Source organism: Mycobacterium sp. Panama NTM2 (genome assembly GCF_054355555.1).
Genome location: NZ_CM135953.1, coordinates 1,903,600 through 1,921,765 on the forward strand (window position 1 = coordinate 1,903,600; position 18,166 = coordinate 1,921,765).

The 18,166-nt window shown below is 69.1% G+C and carries 16 protein-coding genes; 15 read left to right on the plus strand and 1 reads right to left on the minus strand.

Annotated elements, in window-relative coordinates; genetic code table 11:
- The first annotated feature begins 35 nt into the window (after positions 1-35).
- The 13 genes from ACXYX3_RS09010 to smc all read left to right on the plus strand — a co-directional run bounded on the left by ACXYX3_RS09010 (position 36) and on the right by smc (position 14,066).
- A complete protein-coding gene (locus ACXYX3_RS09010; RefSeq protein ID WP_458611458.1) occupies positions 36-803 on the plus strand; it encodes a DsbA family protein in 768 nt (255 codons plus the stop codon).
- Positions 800-1,435: a vitamin K epoxide reductase family protein gene (locus ACXYX3_RS09015; RefSeq protein ID WP_458611459.1), complete on the plus strand. Its 636-nt coding sequence runs from the start codon at positions 800-802 to the stop codon at positions 1,433-1,435. Before ACXYX3_RS09010 ends, ACXYX3_RS09015 begins: the two co-directional genes overlap by 4 nt.
- Positions 1,436-1,475: 40 nt before the next feature.
- On the plus strand, positions 1,476-4,904 hold the full coding sequence (locus tag ACXYX3_RS09020; RefSeq protein ID WP_458612025.1) for a pyruvate carboxylase: 3,429 nt from the start codon (positions 1,476-1,478) through the stop codon (positions 4,902-4,904).
- Entirely contained in the window at positions 4,901-5,467 is a 567-nt protein-coding gene (rsmD, locus tag ACXYX3_RS09025) for a 16S rRNA (guanine(966)-N(2))-methyltransferase RsmD (RefSeq protein WP_458612026.1), read from the plus strand. The genes ACXYX3_RS09020 and rsmD overlap by 4 nt, the downstream gene beginning before the upstream one ends.
- Before the next feature lie 46 nt (positions 5,468-5,513).
- Positions 5,514-5,990 carry a pantetheine-phosphate adenylyltransferase gene (gene coaD / locus ACXYX3_RS09030; protein ID WP_458611460.1) on the plus strand — a complete coding sequence of 159 codons (477 nt, stop codon included), beginning with the start codon at positions 5,514-5,516 and terminating at the stop codon, positions 5,988-5,990.
- 75 nt (positions 5,991-6,065) lie between these two features.
- Positions 6,066-6,632 carry a hemerythrin domain-containing protein gene (locus ACXYX3_RS09035; protein WP_458611461.1) on the plus strand — a complete coding sequence of 189 codons (567 nt, stop codon included), beginning with the start codon at positions 6,066-6,068 and terminating at the stop codon, positions 6,630-6,632.
- Positions 6,633-6,723: 91 nt separating this feature from the next.
- The gene (sepIVA, locus tag ACXYX3_RS09040) at positions 6,724-7,461 is read left to right on the plus strand and encodes a cell division protein SepIVA (protein ID WP_458611462.1); all 738 of its coding nucleotides are present in this window, start codon (positions 6,724-6,726) and stop codon (positions 7,459-7,461) included.
- Positions 7,462-7,524: 63 nt separating this feature from the next.
- A complete protein-coding gene (locus ACXYX3_RS09045) occupies positions 7,525-8,115 on the plus strand; it encodes a YceD family protein (protein ID WP_458611463.1) in 591 nt (196 codons plus the stop codon).
- Positions 8,112-8,831, plus strand: coding sequence for a ribonuclease III (gene rnc, locus ACXYX3_RS09050; RefSeq protein ID WP_458611464.1), 720 nt, complete (start codon positions 8,112-8,114; stop codon positions 8,829-8,831). The genes ACXYX3_RS09045 and rnc overlap by 4 nt, the downstream gene beginning before the upstream one ends.
- Positions 8,824-9,675, plus strand: a complete 852-nt coding sequence (gene mutM, locus ACXYX3_RS09055; protein WP_458611466.1) for a bifunctional DNA-formamidopyrimidine glycosylase/DNA-(apurinic or apyrimidinic site) lyase — start codon at positions 8,824-8,826, stop codon at positions 9,673-9,675. The genes rnc and mutM overlap by 8 nt, the downstream gene beginning before the upstream one ends.
- Before the next feature lie 92 nt (positions 9,676-9,767).
- The gene (locus ACXYX3_RS09060) at positions 9,768-10,184 is read left to right on the plus strand and encodes an OsmC family protein (protein WP_458611467.1); all 417 of its coding nucleotides are present in this window, start codon (positions 9,768-9,770) and stop codon (positions 10,182-10,184) included.
- Positions 10,168-10,452, plus strand: a complete 285-nt coding sequence (locus ACXYX3_RS09065; protein WP_458611468.1) for an acylphosphatase — start codon at positions 10,168-10,170, stop codon at positions 10,450-10,452. Before ACXYX3_RS09060 ends, ACXYX3_RS09065 begins: the two co-directional genes overlap by 17 nt.
- A 26-nt stretch (positions 10,453-10,478) precedes the next feature.
- Complete coding sequence (gene smc / locus ACXYX3_RS09070) at positions 10,479-14,066, plus strand: chromosome segregation protein SMC (RefSeq protein ID WP_458611469.1); 3,588 nt, start codon at positions 10,479-10,481, stop codon at positions 14,064-14,066.
- A 67-nt stretch (positions 14,067-14,133) separates the two neighbouring features.
- Here the strand turns inward: smc and fni are convergent, their stop codons facing one another.
- On the minus strand, positions 14,134-15,162 hold the full coding sequence (gene fni / locus ACXYX3_RS09075) for a type 2 isopentenyl-diphosphate Delta-isomerase (protein ID WP_458611470.1): 1,029 nt from the start codon (positions 15,160-15,162) through the stop codon (positions 14,134-14,136).
- A 39-nt stretch (positions 15,163-15,201) separates the two neighbouring features.
- Between fni and ftsY the strand changes: the two genes are divergently transcribed.
- Both ftsY and ACXYX3_RS09085 read left to right on the plus strand, forming a co-directional pair.
- Entirely contained in the window at positions 15,202-16,611 is a 1,410-nt protein-coding gene (ftsY, locus tag ACXYX3_RS09080) for a signal recognition particle-docking protein FtsY (RefSeq protein ID WP_458611471.1), read from the plus strand.
- Between the two features lie 171 nt (positions 16,612-16,782).
- Positions 16,783-18,165, plus strand: a complete 1,383-nt coding sequence (locus ACXYX3_RS09085) for an ammonium transporter (protein ID WP_241204092.1) — start codon at positions 16,783-16,785, stop codon at positions 18,163-18,165.
- Position 18,166 lies beyond the last annotated feature (1 nt).

The following is an 18,166-nucleotide window of genomic DNA, read 5'->3' on the forward strand; positions in this document are numbered from 1 at the left end:
CACCCCGTTCACCGAGCCGCCGGTACTCTGTCCCCGTGGCCACGAAACCCAAGAAGAACGCGCGGTACGACCTCAAGGCGGCCGACCGCAAGCGCAACCTGCTCGTGCAGGTCGGTCTGACCTCGGTCGTCGTCATCTTCGCGGTCGTCTTGGTGCTCTACATCGTCATGTCCGCCGACGAACAACCGACGGCCGGTGAAACCCAGTCCATCCGGGTCGCCTCGGCGAGCGTCATCAAGAAGGAAGGCACCGACGAGCCCAAGGCCGTGGTCTCGATGTACGAGGACTTCCTGTGCCCGGCCTGCCGGAATTTCGAGATGCAAATCGGCCCGACGATCAACAAGCTCGTCGACGCCGGAGTTCTCGCCGCCGACTACTACATGGTGTCCATCCTGGACCGTCCCCAGAACCAGAACTACTCGTCGCGCTCCGGCGGCGCGGGCTACTGCGTGGCCGAGGAATCGAACGACGCCTTCCGGCGATTCCACGCCGCGCTCTACGCGCAGCAGCCCAGCGAAACGGGCACGAGCTTCCCGGACAACGCGCGCCTGGTCGAGTGGGCCCGTCAGGCCGGTGCGGCAGGCACGGTGCCGGAGTGCATCAACAAGGGCCGCTTCGTCGACATGGTGAAGGGCCAGGCCGCGGCCGCGGGCATCAAGGCCACCCCGACCATCAAGATCAACGGTGAGGACTACCAGCCCAGCACCCCTGAGGCTTTCGTCGACAAGATCCGCAGCATCGTCGGGGACGTGCCCGGACTGCAGGCTGCGCCGCCCGCCACCGAACCGGCGCCGGCGTCATGACCGTCACCGCGGCAGGCCCCGTCGATCAGGCCGATCCGTCGGCCGGCGGCTCGGGTGGTGTCGCGGTGTCGCGTGCCAGCGCGTGGTGGGTGCTGATCGCCGGAGTCATCGGGCTGGTGTCCGCGCTGACGCTGACGATCGAGAAGATCGAGATCCTGATCAACCCCGACTACGTGCCGTCGTGCAGCATCAACCCGGTGCTGTCCTGTGGGTCGGTGATGATCACCCCGCAGGCGTCGGTGTTCGGGTTCCCCAATCCGATTCTCGGCATCGTCGGCTTCACCGTCGTCGTGGTGACCGGCGTGCTGGCCGTCACCCGGGTGTCGCTGCCCCGGTGGTATTGGGTGGGTCTGGCCGCGGGATCGGCGCTGGGCACGGTGTTCGTGCACTGGCTGATCTTCCAGAGCCTCTACCGCATCGGGGCTCTGTGCCCGTACTGCATGGTGGTCTGGAGCGTGACGATCCCGCTGCTGGTCGTCGCCACGTCTATTGCGGTGCAGCCGCAGCGCAGCTCGAACGCGCTGGTGCGGGGCATCCACACGTGGCGCTGGTCCCTGGTCGCGCTGTGGTTCACCGCGGTCGTGCTGCTCGTCCTCGAGCGGTTCTGGGACTACTGGTCGACCTTGATCTGACCTGCACGCCTGCGGGTTAAGGTGAACCGTGCCCGGCCAGATAACCAAAGTCCTCGTCGCCAATCGCGGTGAGATCGCCATTCGGGCGTTCCGCGCCGCCTATGAGATGGGCATCGCCACCGTCGCGGTCTATCCGTACGAGGATCGCAACTCCCTGCACCGGCTCAAGGCCGACGAGTCCTATCAGATCGGGGAGACCGGCCACCCGGTGCGTGCGTACCTGTCGGTCGACGAGATCATGCGGGTGGCGCTGGAAGCCGGTGCCGACGCGGTCTATCCCGGCTACGGATTCCTTTCTGAGAACCCCGAACTCGCCGCCGCGTGCGCGGCCGCCGGTATCACGTTCGTGGGACCCAGCGCCGACGTCCTGGAGCTGACCGGCAACAAGGCCCGCGCGATCGAGGCCGCGCGGGCCGCGGGCCTGCCGGTGCTGGCGTCGTCCGCTCCGTCGTCGTCGGTGGACGAGCTCGTCGCCGCGGCGCGCGACATGGAGTTCCCGCTGTTCGTCAAGGCCGTCTCGGGCGGCGGCGGACGCGGCATGCGCCGGGTCACCGAGTTCGACGCACTGGCCGAAGCGGTCGATGCGGCGAGCCGCGAAGCCGAATCGGCGTTCGGTGATCCGACGGTGTATCTGGAGCAGGCGGTCCTCAACCCCCGCCACATCGAGGTGCAGATCCTCGCCGACACCGACGGCAACGTCATGCACCTGTTCGAGCGCGACTGCAGTGTGCAGCGCAGGCACCAGAAGGTCATCGAACTGGCGCCGGCCCCGAACATGCCTGCCGAGCTGCGGCAGCGCATCTGCGACGATGCGGTCGCGTTCGCCCGCGGCATCGGCTACTCGTGCGCGGGCACCGTGGAGTTCCTGCTCGACGAGCGCGGCCACCACGTGTTCATCGAGTGTAATCCGCGAATCCAGGTGGAGCACACGGTGACCGAGGAGATCACCGATGTCGACCTGGTGGCCAGCCAGCTGCGCATCGCCTCGGGCAAGACGCTCGCCGACCTCGGGTTGGGGCAGGACACACTCACCGCGCCCCGCGGGTTCGCGCTGCAGTGCCGGATCACCACCGAGGACCCCGCCAACGGGTTCCGGCCCGACACGGGCCGGATCACGGCGTACCGGTCGCCGGGCGGCGCAGGCATCCGCCTCGACGGCGGTGCCGTACTAGGCGCGGAGATCGGTGCTCATTTCGACTCCATGTTGGTCAAATTGACTTGTCGCGGAAGGGATTTCGACACCGCGGTGGCTCGGGCGCATCGTGCGCTGGCCGAGTTCCGGGTGCGAGGCGTCTCGACCAACATCCCGTTCCTGCAGGCCGTCATCGACGACCCCGACTTCCGGGCCGGTCGGGTCACGACGTCGTTCATCGACGAGCGGCCCTACCTGCTCACGGCGCGTTCTCCCGCCGACCGCGGCACCAAGATCCTCAACTACCTGGCCGACGTCACGGTCAACCAGCCGCACGGTCCGCGGACGTCGTCGGTGTACCCGCACGACAAGCTGCCGGCGATCGATCTCGACACGATGCCGCCGCGAGGCAGCAAGCACCTGCTGACCGAGGTCGGGCCCGAGGGCTTCGCGCGGTGGATGCGCGAGTCGAAATCGGTGGGCATCACCGACACCACGTTCCGGGATGCGCACCAGTCGCTGCTGGCCACCCGAATCCGCACGTCCGGCCTACTGATGGTGGCGCCCTACATCGCCCGGCTCACCCCGCAGCTGCTGTCGATCGAGTGCTGGGGGGGAGCGACATACGACGTCGCGCTGCGGTTCCTCAAGGAGGACCCGTGGGAGCGACTCGCGGCGCTTCGTGAGGCGGTGCCCAACATCTGCCTGCAGATGCTGCTGCGCGGTCGCAACACGGTGGGCTACACCCCCTATCCGGAGTCGGTGACGCACGCATTCGTCCAGGAGGCCACGGCAACGGGTATCGACATCTACCGGATCTTCGACGCCCTCAACAACGTCGACTCGATGCGGCCCGCGATCGACGCCGTGCGCGAAACCGGCACTGCCGTCGCGGAAGTCGCGATGAGCTACACCGGTGATCTCTCGGACCCGGGGGAGAACCTCTACACGCTGGACTACTACCTGAAGCTCGCCGAGCAGATCGTCGACGCCGGGGCGCACGTCCTCGCGATCAAGGACATGGCCGGGCTCCTGCGACCGCAGGCCGCCGCGATGTTGGTGCGCGCGTTGCGCAGTCGCTTCGACCTGCCGGTGCATGTGCACACCCACGACACGCCGGGCGGACAGTTGGCCACCTATCTGGCGGCCTGGCAGGCCGGCGCCAGTGCGGTCGACGGGTCCTCGGCACCGCTGGCGGGCACCACCAGTCAACCGGCGCTGAGCTCCATCGTGGCGGCGACCGCGCACACCGAGTTCGACAGCGGCCTGTCGCTCGCGGCGGTCTGCGAGCTCGAGCCCTACTGGGAGGCGCTGCGAAAGGTGTACGCGCCCTTCGATGTCGCCAAGGCCGGGCCGACAACGCCGACGGGCCGGGTGTACACCCACGAGATTCCCGGCGGGCAGCTGTCGAACCTGCGCCAGCAGGCGACCGCGCTGGGGCTCGGCGACCGCTTCGAGGAGATCGAGGCTGCGTACGCCGGCGCCGACCGCATCCTGGGCCGGCTGGTGAAAGTGACGCCGTCGTCGAAGGTGGTGGGCGATCTGGCCCTGGCGCTCGTGGGTGCGGGGGTGACGGCCGACGAATTCGCCGCCGAGCCAGATCGTTTCGACATCCCCGACTCTGTCATCGGGTTCCTGCGTGGCGAACTCGGTGATCCGCCGGGCGGCTGGCCGGAACCGTTGCGCACCAAGGCTTTGGCCGGCCGGGCCGAGCCGAAGCCGGCCGCCGACCTGAGCGCCGATGACGAGAAGGCGCTGGCACAGGAGGGCCCGCAGCGGCAGGCGACACTGAACCGGCTGCTGTTCCCCGGTCCCACCAAGGAATTCGAGGCGCACCGCGAGCAGTTCGGGGACACCTCCAGCCTCTCGGCCAACCAGTTCTTCTACGGTCTGCGCCACGGCGACGAGCACCGCGTCACCCTCGAGCGCGGCGTGGAGCTGCTGATCGGGCTCGAAGCCATCTCCGATCCCGACGAGCGCGGAATGCGCACCGTCATGTGCATCATCAACGGACAGCTGCGGCCCGTCGTCGTCCGCGACCGCAGCGTGGCCGCCGATGTGCCGACTGCCGAGAAGGCCGACCGCGCCAATCCCGATCACGTCGCCGCACCGTTCGCCGGCGTGGTGACCGTCGGGGTTGCTGAAGGAGACACCGTCGACGCCGGCCAGACCATCGCGACGATCGAGGCCATGAAGATGGAGGCCGCGATCACCGCACCGAAGGCCGGCACGGTCGCCCGCGTCGCCGTTTCGGCCACCGCCCAGGTGGAGGGCGGGGACCTGCTGGTGGTCGTCGGCGGGGCGGGACGGGGCGAGGTCAGCGAGGAATCCCGCTGACCCGGATCATCGCCGGCGCCTACGGCGGGCGTCGAATCGTTGTGCCGCAACAGAAGTCGGGACGCGGCACGCGGCCGACCACCGACCGCGTGCGGGAGTCGATGTTCAACATCCTTCTCGCCCGGGTCGGCTTCGACGGGATCGACGTGCTCGATCTGTTCGCGGGCTCCGGCGCGCTCGGACTCGAGGCGCTGTCCCGCGGGGCGCGCTCGGCGCTGTTCGTCGAATCCGATGCCCGCGCTGCCACCGTCATCGAGCGCAACATCACCGCGCTCGGGGCGAGCGGAGGGCAGGTGCGGCGCGCGCCGGTGGCGAACGTGATCGCGAGTGCGGCGCCGCGGCCCGTCGACCTCGTGCTGGCCGATCCGCCCTACGAGGTGTCGACCGACACCGTAGAGGCGCTGCTGGCAGATCTGCTCGCACACGGCTGGACAGCCCCCGGCACGGTCGCGGTCGTCGAGCGCCCCACCAGTGCGGCCGACATCGCCTGGCCCGCCGGGTGGTCGGCGGACAAGCCCCGGCGTTACGGGGACACCCGGCTCGAAATCGGCACGGCGGACTGACGACTCGAGGGTCTGAGATGTCGAGCCCCTGCTAGCGTCGTCGTCCATGAGCGGAGCTGTCTGCCCCGGTTCCTTCGATCCGGTGACGCTGGGCCACGTCGACATCTTCGAGCGTGCCGCCGCACAATTCGACGAGGTCGTCGTCGCGGTGCTGGTGAATCCGGCGAAGAAGGGCATGTTCGCCGTCGAGGAACGCATCGAGATGATCGCCGAGACGACCTCGCATCTGCCGAATCTGCGGGTGGAGTCGGGCAGCGGCCTGGTCGTCGACTTCGTCCGGGAACGCGGCCTGACCGCGATCGTCAAGGGTCTGCGTACCGGCACCGATTTCGAATACGAGCTGCAGATGGCGCAGATGAACAAGCACGTCGCCGGTGTCGACACGTTCTTCGTCGCCACCACGCCGCGGTACTCGTTCGTCTCGTCGTCACTGGCCAAGGAAGTCGCCACGCTGGGTGGGGACGTGTCCGACCTGCTGCCCGCCGCCGTCAACACCCGGTTGCAGGCCAAGTTGCGCGGTTGAGGCCGCCGACCGCGGGTAGGGAGAGTGCAGGCGCGACAGCCCGCGCGCCGCATCCCGTTGACGGAGGTACCTGCCGTGGTTGAGACATTCGTGCAATCGACCGACGACGTCGTGGCTTTCCTGCGCGACCAGCACAACCTGATCAAGGATTTGTTCGAAGAGGTGCTGCACGCCTCGGAACCGAAAGCGCGCGAGGCGGCGTTCGTGGAACTGCGCCAGCTGCTCGCCGTGCACGAGACAGCCGAGGAGATGGTCGTGCACCCGCGCGCCCGCAACGAGGGTGCGGCCGGCGACGAGATCGTCGACGCGCGGCTGCGCGAGGAGCACGAGGCCAAACAGCAGCTGTCGAAGCTGGAGTCGATGGACATCGCCTCGGACGAATTCCTCACCGAGCTCACCGCGTTTCGCGAGGCGGTGCTCGAGCACGCCGAGCGCGAGGAGACCGAGGAGTTCACCAAGCTCGAGCGTGACCTCGACGAGGGCGAGCTCAAGGGCCTCGCCGCCGCGGTGCGCGCCGCCGAGGCGATCGCGCCCACGCGCCCGCACGCAGGCGTCGAATCGGCCAAGCTGAACTTCGCGGTAGGGCCGTTCGCCTCGATGCTCGACCGCGCCCGGGACGTGATCAGCGCCGCGCTGCGCTGAACTCACAGCGACACACCGGACAGCAAAACCCAGTCACAGGCGTAACACCAGGCACACTGGTCACTAACAACTACGCCTGGAGGGTGTCGCCGTGTACCGAGTTTTTGAAGCGCTCGACGAGTTGGGTGCCATCGTCGAAGAGGCCCGCGGCGTTCCGATGACCGCCGGCTGTGTGGTGCCCCGGGGCGACGTCCTGGAACTGATCGACGACATCAAGGACGCGATCCCCGGCGAGCTCGACGACGCCCAGGACGTGCTCGATGCCCGCGATGCGATGCTGCGCGAAGCCAAGGAGCACGCCGAATCGACGGTGTCGACGGCCAACGCCGAAGCCGACTCGATGGTCAACCACGCCCGAGCTGAGGCCGATCGGTTGCTCGCGGACGCAAAAGCCCAGGCCGACCGCATGGTCGCCGAGGCGCGCCAGCACAGCGAGCGCATGGTGGGTGAGGCCCGCGAGGAGGCCGCGCGGATCTCGGCCACCGCCAAGCGCGAGTACGAGGCCAGCACCGGTCGCGCGAAGTCCGAGGCGGACCGCCTGCTCGAGAGCGGCAACCTGGCGTACGAGAAGGCCGTCCAGGAGGGCATCAAGGAGCAGCAGCGGCTGGTCAGCCAGACCGAGATCGTCGCGACGGCCACCGCGGAAGCCACCCGGATGATCGACTCGGCGCACGCCGAGGCCGATCGCCTACGCGGCGAATGCGACATCTACGTCGACAGCAAGCTGGCCGAGTTCGAGGACTTCCTCAACGGCACGATCCGATCGGTCGGCCGCGGCAGGCATCAGCTGCGCACCGCCGCCGGGACCCACGACTACGTGTCCCGGTAGGGGCACGTCCGCCCTGCCGGTACGCCTGTATGGGCCGTCTGGCCCGCGACTACGATGCATGACATGGCGACACGCGTTGACAGCTCGGCTCGCCGGGGGTCGCGGTCGCCGTTGGTCATCGACATCTCCCGGCTGGGCCGGCGCCCGGGCTCGATGATCACCGTCGACGAGACGGTGCCGAGCCCTTTCCGCATCGGGCTGGATCTCATTGCCGTCCCGCAGGATGCGCCGTTGCACCTCGACCTGCGGGTGGAGTCGGTGTCCGAAGGCGTGCTGGTCACCGGCACGGTCTCGGCGCCCACACAGGGTGAGTGCGCCCGCTGCCTCACGCCGGTCACCGGAGACGTCGCGATCGACCTGACCGAGCTGTACGCGTACCCCGACAGCACCACCGAGGCCACCACAGAGGAAGACGAGATCCCGCGTGTCGGCCGCGACGGCGGCAGCGACACCGTGGATCTCGAACAGCCGATCATCGACGCCGTCGGTCTCGCGCTGCCGTTCTCCCCGGTGTGCACCCCTGATTGCGCGGGCCTGTGCCCGGAGTGCGGCGTGAGGATGGCCGACGCCGAGCCCGGGCACCACCACGACCAGATCGACCCGCGCTGGGCCAAACTCGCCCAGTTCCGCGAGCCGACCGGAGACGAGTCGTGACGGTCGATCGCGAACCGCTGCTCGACGCCCTCGGTGTGCAGTTACAACCCGACCTGCTCACCATCGCGCTGACCCACCGCAGCTACTCCTACGAGAACGGCGGGCTGCCGACCAACGAACGCCTGGAATTCCTCGGCGATTCGGTGCTCGGACTCACGATCACCGAGGAGCTCTACCACCGTCATCCCGAACGGTCCGAAGGCGACCTGGCCAAGTTGCGGGCGAGCATCGTCAACACCCAGGCGCTCGCCGACGTCGGCCGCCGGCTCTCGGACAAGGGCCTCGGAAGCTACCTGCTGCTCGGCAAGGGTGAGGAGAACTCGGGTGGCGCGGACAAATCCAGCATCCTCGCCGACGGCGTCGAATCCCTGCTGGGTGCCATCTATCTGGAGCACGGTGCCGTCGTCGCCCGCGAGGTCATCCTGCGTCTGTTCAGCGAATTGCTGGACACCGCACCGACATTGGGTGCCGGTCTGGACTGGAAGAGCAGCCTGCAGGAGCTCACGGCGGCGCGGGGACTCGGCGCGCCCTCCTACATCGTCAGCTCAACCGGGCCGGACCACGACAAGGAGTTCACCGCCACCGTCGTGGTCGCCGAGCGCGAGTACGGCAGCGGTGTGGGCAAGACGAAGAAGGAAGCCGAACTCAAAGCCGCTGCGGCCGCGTGGAATGCGCTGACCTCGGAGAGCGTGCCGAGCGAAGAGCGGGATGCCTGAACTCCCCGAAGTCGAGGTGGTCCGGCGCGGGTTGGCAGCGCATGTCACCGGCAAGACCCTCACCGGCGTGCGGGTGCACCACCCGCGTGCGGTGCGCCGTCACGAGGCAGGTCCGGCAGATCTGGCCGCGCGTCTGCTGGACATGACGATCACGGGCACGGGGCGGCGCGGGAAGTACCTGTGGCTCACCCTGTCCGACGGCTCGGCCGTGGTGGTGCACCTGGGCATGAGCGGGCAGATGCTGCTCGGCCCCGTGCCGAACGAGAACCACCTGCGCATCGCCGCGCTCCTCGATGACGGGACCACCCTGAGTTTCGTCGACCAGCGCACCTTCGGCGGCTGGATGCTCGCGGACATGGTGACCGTCGACGGCACCGAGGTGCCGGTGCCCGTCGCACACATCGCACGCGATCCGCTCGATCCCGACTTCGATCGCGACAGCGTGGTTGCGGTGTTGCGGCGCAAGCACTCCGAGATCAAGCGTCAGCTGCTCGACCAGACGGTGGTGTCCGGGATCGGCAACATCTACGCCGACGAGGCGCTGTGGCGCGCGAAGGTCAACGGTGCCCGGCTGGCGTCGGGCCTGTCGAAGGCGAAGCTGGCCGAGGTGCTCGACGCGGCCACCGTGGTGATGACCGATGCGCTGGGCCAGGGCGGCACGTCCTTCGACTCGCTCTATGTCAACGTCAACGGAGAGTCGGGCTACTTCGACCGCTCGCTGGACGCCTACGGTCGCGACGGCGAGCCCTGCCGGCGGTGCGGGGCGATCATGCGGCGGGAGAAGTTCATGAACCGCTCCTCGTGCTACTGCCCGCGCTGCCAGCCCCGCCCGCGCACCCGCTGAGATCCCCGGACTCACCACCGCCCAAACCGACGTTTGGGCGCTCTGAACAGGGGTTTTTTCGCCCAAACGTCGGTTTGGGCGAAGATGGGGGCATGACAGAACTGTGGGTGGAGCGCACCGGCGTGCGGCGCTACACGGGACGCAGCACGCGCGGCGCGGAGGTCCTGATCGGCTCGGAGGACGTCGACGGCGTCTTCACGCCGGGCGAACTGATGAAGATCGCGCTCGCGGCCTGCAGCGGCATGTCCAGCGATCAGCCGCTGCGGCGCCGGCTCGGTGACGACTACCAGACCACGATCCGGGTGTCCGGGGCGGCCGACCGCGACCAGGAGCGCTACCCGCACCTGGCGGAGTCCCTGGAGATCGACCTGTCCAGCCTGTCGGCCGAGGAGAAGGCTCGCCTGCTCACCGTTGTCGAGCGGGCCATCGACTCGGTGTGCACAGTGGGGCGCACGTTGAAATCGGGTACTGAAGTGACATTTGAGGTGAAAGATGTTGGGGGAGAGTGACGTCCGCCTCACCGCATGGGTGCACGGGCACGTCCAGGGGGTGGGTTTCCGCTGGTGGACACGGTCCCGAGCCCTCGAACTGGGGCTGACCGGGTTCGCCGCGAACAAGGCCGACGGGCGCGTCCACGTGGTCGCCCAAGGCTCGCGTGAGGCCTGCGAAAAGCTGCTCGACCTGCTCGAACACGGTGACACGCCGGGGCGGGTCGACTCCGTGATCGCCGACTGGTCCGCGGCCTCCGACGCGCTCTCCGGCTTCACCGAGCGCTGACGTTCGCGGCGGTAGGGTAACGCGTCATGCATCTGAAGAGTCTGACGCTGAAGGGCTTCAAGTCCTTCGCCTCGCCGACGACTCTGCGGTTCGAGCCCGGCATCACGTGTGTGGTGGGTCCCAACGGCTCCGGCAAATCCAACGTCGTCGACGCGCTGACCTGGGTGATGGGAGAGCAGGGCGCCAAAACGCTGCGCGGCGGCAAGATGGAGGACGTCATCTTCGCCGGCACGTCGTCGCGAGCACCGCTCGGGCGCGCCGAGGTCACGCTCACCATCGACAACTCCGACAACGCGTTGCCGATCGAGTACTCCGAGGTGTCGATCACCCGGCGGATGTTCCGTGACGGCGCCGGTGAATACGAGATCAACGGCAGCCGTTGCCGTTTGACCGATGTGCAGGAGCTGCTCAGCGACTCCGGCATCGGGCGCGAGATGCACGTGATCGTCGGCCAGGGCAAGCTCTCGGAGATCCTCGAGTCGCGCCCCGAAGACCGGCGGGCCTTCATCGAGGAAGCCGCCGGTGTGCTCAAACACCGAAAGCGCCGCGAGAAGGCGGTCCGCAAGCTCGATTCGATGGCGGCCAACCTGGCCCGGCTCACCGACCTCACCACCGAGCTGCGTCGCCAGCTCAAACCGCTGGGCCGGCAGGCCGAGATGGCCCGGCGCGCACAGACCATCCAGGCCGACCTGCGCGACGCCCGCCTCCGGCTGGCCGCCGACGATCTGGTGACCCGCAAGTCCGAGTTCGACGACACCAACCAGGCCGAGACCACCCTGCGTCGCGAGCACGACGAACTCACCACGCGGCTGGAGACCTGCTCTCTCGAATTGGACGCCCACGAGACGGCGGTGGCCGACCTCAGCGAGCGCGCCGACGCCGCGCAGCAGCGGTGGTTCCGGCTGTCGGCGCTGGCCGAGCGAGTGGCAGCGACCGTGCGCATCGCGAACGAACGCGCCCAGTACCTGGACGCCGAGCCCGAGCGGTCCAGCGGGCCCGATCCCGACGAGCTCGAAGCCCAGGCCGACGAGATCGCCGAGCAGGAGCGTGCGCTGCTCGAACAGCTCGAGGAGTCGCGAGAGCGGCTCGACGGGGCGCGCGCCGAGCTCGCCGAACGCGAACAGATCGCCGCGGACGCCGAACGCGCCCACATGGCGGCCGCGCGGGCCGAGGCCGATCGCCGGGAGGGCCTGGCGCGCCTCTCGGGTCAGGTCGACACCATGCGCACCCGCGTCGAGTCCATCGACGAGACGGTGGCACGGCTCAGCGCGGGCATCGACGAGGCGGCCGCTCGGGCCCAGCAGGCGCAGGCCGAGTTCGAGACGGTGCAGGCTCGCGTCAGCGAACTCGACGCCGGTGAGGTCGGCCTCGACGAACACCACGACCGCACCGTGACCGCCCTGCGCCTGGCTGACGAACGCGTTGCCGAACTGCAGACCGCCGAACGGGCCGGCGAGCGCCAGGTCGCCTCGCTGCAGGCACGCATCGACGCGCTTTCCGTCGGCCTCGACCGCAAGGACGGAGCTGCCTGGCTGCAGCAGAACCACAGCGGCGGTGGGCTTTTGGGCTCGCTGGCGGCAATGGTCAAGGTGGCGCCCGGCCATGAAGCAGCGATCGCTGCCGTGCTGGGCGCGGCCGCCGACGCGCTGGCCGTCGACGGGATCGGCAGCGCCGAAGGTGCTTTGCGCGCCCTCAAGGACTCCGACGGCGGCCGGGCGGCACTGGTACTCGGCGACTGGCCGCACACGTCGTCGGAGGCCGGCGGCGCACTGCCCGCCGGCGCGGTGTGGGCGGCTGAGGTGGTGGAGCCTGCGCCCCGGCTGCGGGGCGCGGTGATGGCGATGCTCGCCGGGGTCGCCGTGGTCGACGACCTGCGTACAGCATTGGAAATCGTTGCGGCACAACCAGATCTGCGCGCGGTGACGACCGATGGTGACCTCGTCGGCGCGGGCTGGGTCAGTGGCGGCTCGGACCGCAAACCGAGCACGCTGGAAATCCAGTCCGAAGTGGACAAGTCGCGTGCCGAACTCGCCGATGCCGAACGTCAGACCGCCGAACTGTCCGCCGCCCTCTCCGGCGCGCTCGCCGAGCAGGCGAGCCGGCAGGATGCCGCCGAGCAGGCGCTGGCTGCGCTCAACGAGTCGGACGCGGCCATCTCGGCGATCTACGAGCAGCTCGGCCGCCTGGGCCAGGAGGCCCGCACTGCCGACGACGAATGGCAGCGGCTGATCACCCAGCGCGACGAGCTGGAGGCCGGACGCAACCGCACCATCGCCGAGCTCAGCGAGCTCGAGACCCGGCTGCATCACGCCCAGCAGGAGCCGATGTTCAACGCCGAGCCCGTCGACCGCCAGGAATGGACGGCTGCGGCCGAGGCCGCGCGGGCTGCCGAGGTGGAAGCGCGCCTGGCAGTGCGCACCGCCGAGGAACGCGCGAATGCTGTTCGCGGACGGGCGGATTCGTTACGTCGAGCGGCGTCGGCGGAACGCGAGGCCCGGGTGCGTGCCCAGCATGCACGGGAGGCGCGGGTGCGGACCGCCGCTGTGGCGGCCGTCGTTGCGGAGTCCGGAAGACTGGTCGCGCAGCGGCTGAGCAGTGCGGTAGGGGTGGCGTCGCGGGTGCGCGACGAGATCACCGCCGAACGTCAGGTCCGCGCGGCGGCGCTCGGCACGGCCCGCGACGAGGTCTCCGAACTCACCGCGAGGATCTCTGCACTCACCGACGCGCTGCACCGCGACGAGGTCGCCAAGGCGCAGGCGGCCCTGCGCATCGAGCAGCTCGAGGCGCAGGTCCTTGAGCAGTTCGGGATGGCGGCGGCCGATCTGGTAGCCGAGTACGGACCCGACGTCGCGCTGCCCCCTTCCGAGCTGGAGATGGCCGAATACGAGCAGGCCCGTGAACGCGGTGAGCAGGTGACCGCGCCGGCGCCGATGCCGTATGACCGGCCGACCCAGCAGCGGCGCGCCAAGAGGGCCGAGCGGGAGCTGGCCGAACTGGGCCGGGTCAACCCGCTGGCGCTCGAGGAGTTCGCCGCGCTGGAGGAACGCTACAACTTCCTGTCCACGCAACTCGAGGACGTCAAGGCCGCCCGCAAGGATCTGCTCGACGTGGTCGCCGAGGTCGACGCCCGCATCCTGCAGGTCTTCACCGAGGCGTACACCGATGTGGAACGCGAGTTCTCTCAAGTGTTCTCGACGTTGTTCCCCGGGGGTGAAGGCCGGCTGCTGCTGACCGATCCCAGCGACATGCTGACCACCGGCATCGAGGTCGAAGCGCGGCCGCCGGGCAAGAAGATCAAGCGGCTTTCGCTGCTGTCGGGTGGGGAGAAGTCGCTGACCGCTGTGGCGATGCTGGTCGCGATCTTCCGGGCCCGCCCGTCACCGTTCTACGTGATGGACGAGGTGGAGGCCGCGCTCGACGACGTCAACCTGCGGCGGTTGATCAGTCTGTTCGAGCAGCTGCGTGAACGTTCCCAGCTGATCGTCATCACCCACCAGAAGCCGACGATGGAGGTCGCCGACGCCCTCTACGGCGTGACGATGCGCGGCGACGGCATCACGACCGTCATCTCGCAGCGGATGCGGGGGCAGGAGCTGGTCACCAGCCCGGCCTGACCCGCGCCGAGATCGACGTTCTGGCGCGTTCTTCTCGTACTTTCCCGCCCAAACGTCGGTTTGGGCGTCAGAGGAGTTCGACGACGCCGCCGGCGCGCAATGCCGCCAAATCGGCCGCGCCGCTGCCGTGCAGGCAGATCAGCAGCTCCTCGAGGAACACCTCCAGCCAATCGACCACGGCGGCAACCGATTCGATGGCGGGCGCCAGCAGCGGCCGCGCGATCGCGACCACCTGGGCGCCCATCGCGAGCGCTGTGGCGGCGTCCATGCCGGTGCGAATCCCGCCCGAGGCGACCAGCGGCATGCCCGGCAGCACCTCGCGCACCTCACGCAGCGCCTGCGCGGTCGGGATGCCCCACTCGGCCAGTGCGGGGTGGCGGATCTCCCCGTAGCGGACGAACTGCTCGATGCGCGCCCACGACGTGCCGCCCGCACCCGCGACGTCGACGGCGGCGACCGGGTACTGCGTCAGTTCGGCCGCGGCGACGGCGCCGATGCCGTGCCCGACCTCCTTGATCATCACCGGGTAGTCGAGCGCGCCGATGACGTCGCCGAGGCGGCCCAGAGACCCGGAGAAGTCAGTGTCGCCCTGGTGCTGCATGGCTTCCTGCAGGGGGTTGGTGTGCACCGCGACGGCGTCGGCGCCGACGCGTCGCAGCGCGGCTGCCAGCCCGGGCACCATGTCCGGGGACACCTGGGCCAGCCCCATGTTGCCGATGACCAGCACGTCGGGCGCCACCTCGCGCACCGCGAAGCTGGCCGCGGCGCCCTCGTCGTCGACCATCACCCGCTGCGATCCGAGCATCATGCCGATACCCAGCTGCTGCGCCGCGGCGGCCAGGTTGCGGTTGATGATGCCGGAGAGCTTTGCGCCGCCGGTCATCGCGCCGATCAGCACCGGCGCCTTCAGGCGCCGGCCGAGGAATTCGGTGTCCAGGTCGATGGAACGCAGGTCGGTCTGCGTCAGCGCGTTGTACGGCAGTCGGTAACGCTCGAAGCCGGTGGTCACCGTCTGGTAGTCGACCGCCTCGGTGAGGCAGACGTCGATGTGGCGGCGCTTGCGGTGATGGACCGCCGAGCCGGGGTTGACGCTCACCGGCTGTGGCCCGATCGACGCCCCTGCGACAATGGCCGGGTGAGTGAGGGTCTCTGGATCGCTGTAGCGGTCATCGCCGTTCTGCTGCTCGTCGCGCTCGTGGTGGGCCTGGTGCGGTACCGCAAGCGTCGCATCAGCCTGTCCGCTCGAGACACTGCCACTCCTGTCGATCGGTCGGGCGGCTACAAAGCCGCCTCGGGCATCACGTTCTCGGCGTCAGCGCCCACCGAGACGCCTGAGAAGGCGCCCGAGCGGGCGCCGCGCCCTCCGAAGGCGCCCGAGCGTATCGACACCACCGGACTACCTGCCGTCGGCGATGATGCCACCATCCCGCGCGATGCACCGAAACGGCGCATCTCCGACGTCAGGCTGCCTGACCCGGTCACCGAGGCCCCGCCGGAGCCGCGGATGGATGCGCCGGCCCCGCCGCCCGCCCCGGCGCCCGATGTGGTCGTCCCCGAGGAGCCGCCTGCCCCGGCCCCCGAGGCGACCCCGGCCCCCGAGATCACCCCGGAGATCGATGCCATTGCGCCGGCGGAGGGCCGGTTGGACCGCTTGCGCGGCCGCCTGGCGAAGTCACAGAACACGCTGGGCCGCAGCATGCTGGGTCTGCTCGGCGGTGGCGATCTCGACGAGGACTCCTGGGAGGAGATCGAGGACACCCTGCTGATCGCCGATCTCGGCCCCGTGGTGACCGAATCGGTGGTCAGCGCGCTGCGCTCCCGGATGGCCGCGGCCAACGTCCGCACCGAGGCCGACGCCCGCGCGGTCCTGCGCGATGTGCTGATCACCGAACTCAAGACCGATCTGGATCGCTCGATCAGAGCGCTGCCGCACGAGGACAAGCCGTCGGTGCTGCTGGTCGTCGGCGTGAACGGCACCGGGAAGACCACCACGGTGGGCAAGCTGGCCCGCGTGCTGGTGGCCGACGGCCGCCGCGTGGTCCTGGGCGCGGCCGACACGTTCCGTGCGGCCGCGGCGGATCAATTGGAGACGTGGGCCTCCCGGGTGGGCGCGCAGGTGGTCCGCGGCCCCGAGGGGGCCGATCCGGCATCGGTGGCCTTCGACGCCGTCGACACCGGGATCGCCTCGGGTGCCGACGTCGTGGTGATCGACACCGCGGGCCGGCTGCACACCAAGACCGGTCTGATGGATGAGCTCGGCAAGGTCAAGCGCGTGGTGAGCAAGCGTGCCGCGGTCGACGAGGTGCTGCTCGTCCTCGACGCGACGATCGGTCAGAACAGTCTGCCGCAGGCCAGGGTGTTCGCCGAGGTCGTCGAGATCACCGGCGTCGTGCTCACCAAACTGGACGGCACCGCCAAGGGCGGCATCGTGTTCCGTGTGCAGCAGGAGCTCGGGGTCCCGGTGAAACTGGTGGGTCTGGGCGAGGGTGCCGACGACCTCGCCCCGTTCGAACCGGCTGCCTTCGTCGACGCACTCCTCGGCTGATACGCCCTGAATCGCGTGATGTAACAGCAGCGAAACGTGACCGGCCCATCCGTTCACACGGGCGAAACACCCGCGCGTCTTTGCTGAAACAACCACTGCGCATTGTCGTCATGTCCCAGGCAACGGTCGTCATTTCGCGCGGCTGTGGCATGACGAAGGAGGAATCTGCGAGTGGACCAATTCCCGACGATGGGTTTACCGGACACCGGTGACACCGCGTGGATGCTCGCCAGCGCCGCGCTGGTGTTGCTGATGACGCCCGGCCTGGCGTTCTTCTACGGCGGCATGGTGCGCGCCAAGAGCGTGCTCAACATGATCATGATGAGCATCTCCGCCATGGGTGTCGTCACCGTGCTGTGGGTGCTCTACGGCTACTCGATCGCCTTCGGCAATGACGTCGGCAACCTCTTCGGCAACCCCGCCCAGTACTTCGGGCTCAAGGGTCTGCTCGGGGGCAACGCTGCGGCAGCGGTGGTCGCCGATCCGGCTGCCGGCGTGGAAGCCGTGGACGCGGTGAACATCCCGCTGGTCGGCACGATCCCGGCGACGGTGTTCGTCGCGTTCCAGCTGATGTTCGCGATCATCACCGTCGCGCTGATCTCCGGCGCGGTCGCCGACCGCATCAAGTTCGGCGGGTGGCTGCTGTTCACCGCGCTGTGGGCCACCGTCGTGTACTTCCCGGTCGCACACTGGGTCTTCGCGTTCGACGGCGTCACCGGGGAGACGGGCGGCTGGATCGCCAACAAGCTCGCCGCCGTCGACTTCGCCGGTGGCACCGCGGTCCACATCAACGCGGGTACCGCCGGTCTGGTGCTGGCCATCATCCTGGGGAAGCGCCGCGGCTGGCCGGGCACCCCGATGCGCCCGCACAACCTGCCGTTCGTGATGCTGGGCGCCGGCCTGCTGTGGTTCGGCTGGTACGGCTTCAACGCGGGTTCGGCGGTGTCCTCCGGCGGACTCGCCGGGTCGACGTTCGTCACCACCACGGTGGCCACCGCGGCGGCGATGCTGGCCTGGCTGCTCACCGAGCGCATCCGCGACGGCAAGGCCACCTCGCTCGGTGCCGCCTCGGGCATCGTGGCCGGCCTGGTCGCGATCACCCCCTCCTGCTCGTCGGTGAACGTGGTCGGCGCGCTCGTCATCGGCGTGGTCGCAGGTGCACTCTGTGCTCTCGCCGTCGGCCTGAAATACAAACTGGGATATGACGACTCGCTCGACGTGGTGGGTGTCCACCTGGTCGGCGGCATCGTCGGCACCCTGCTCGTGGGGCTGGTGGCCGCGCCCGAGACCGGCGCGGGTGTCGCCGGTCTCTTCTACGGCGGTGGCGTCGATCAGCTGTGGCGCCAGGCCGTTGGTGCGGGGGCGGTTCTGCTCTACTCGGCCATCGGGACAGCTATCTTGGCTCTGATAGTGAAGTACACCGTCGGACTTCGGCTCAACGAGGAGGATGAATCCACCGGGGCTGACGAGTCGGAGCACGCGGAAACCGCCTACGACTTCGCATCGGTCGGCGCGGGCTCGGCACTCGGTCGTCACCCAGGCGTGGAGGGATAAG

Coding starts and splice junctions, on each gene's coding strand:
- ACXYX3_RS09015 (WP_458611459.1), top strand. CDS start 800: ATGACCGTCACCGCGGCAGGCCCCGTCGATCAGGCCGATCCGTCGGCC.
- coaD (WP_458611460.1), top strand. CDS start 5,514: ATGAGCGGAGCTGTCTGCCCCGGTTCCTTCGATCCGGTGACGCTGGGC.
- ACXYX3_RS09045 (WP_458611463.1), top strand. CDS start 7,525: ATGGCGACACGCGTTGACAGCTCGGCTCGCCGGGGGTCGCGGTCGCCG.
- mutM (WP_458611466.1), top strand. CDS start 8,824: ATGCCTGAACTCCCCGAAGTCGAGGTGGTCCGGCGCGGGTTGGCAGCG.
- ACXYX3_RS09060 (WP_458611467.1), top strand. CDS start 9,768: ATGACAGAACTGTGGGTGGAGCGCACCGGCGTGCGGCGCTACACGGGA.
- ACXYX3_RS09065 (WP_458611468.1), top strand. CDS start 10,168: ATGTTGGGGGAGAGTGACGTCCGCCTCACCGCATGGGTGCACGGGCAC.
- smc (WP_458611469.1), top strand. CDS start 10,479: ATGCATCTGAAGAGTCTGACGCTGAAGGGCTTCAAGTCCTTCGCCTCG.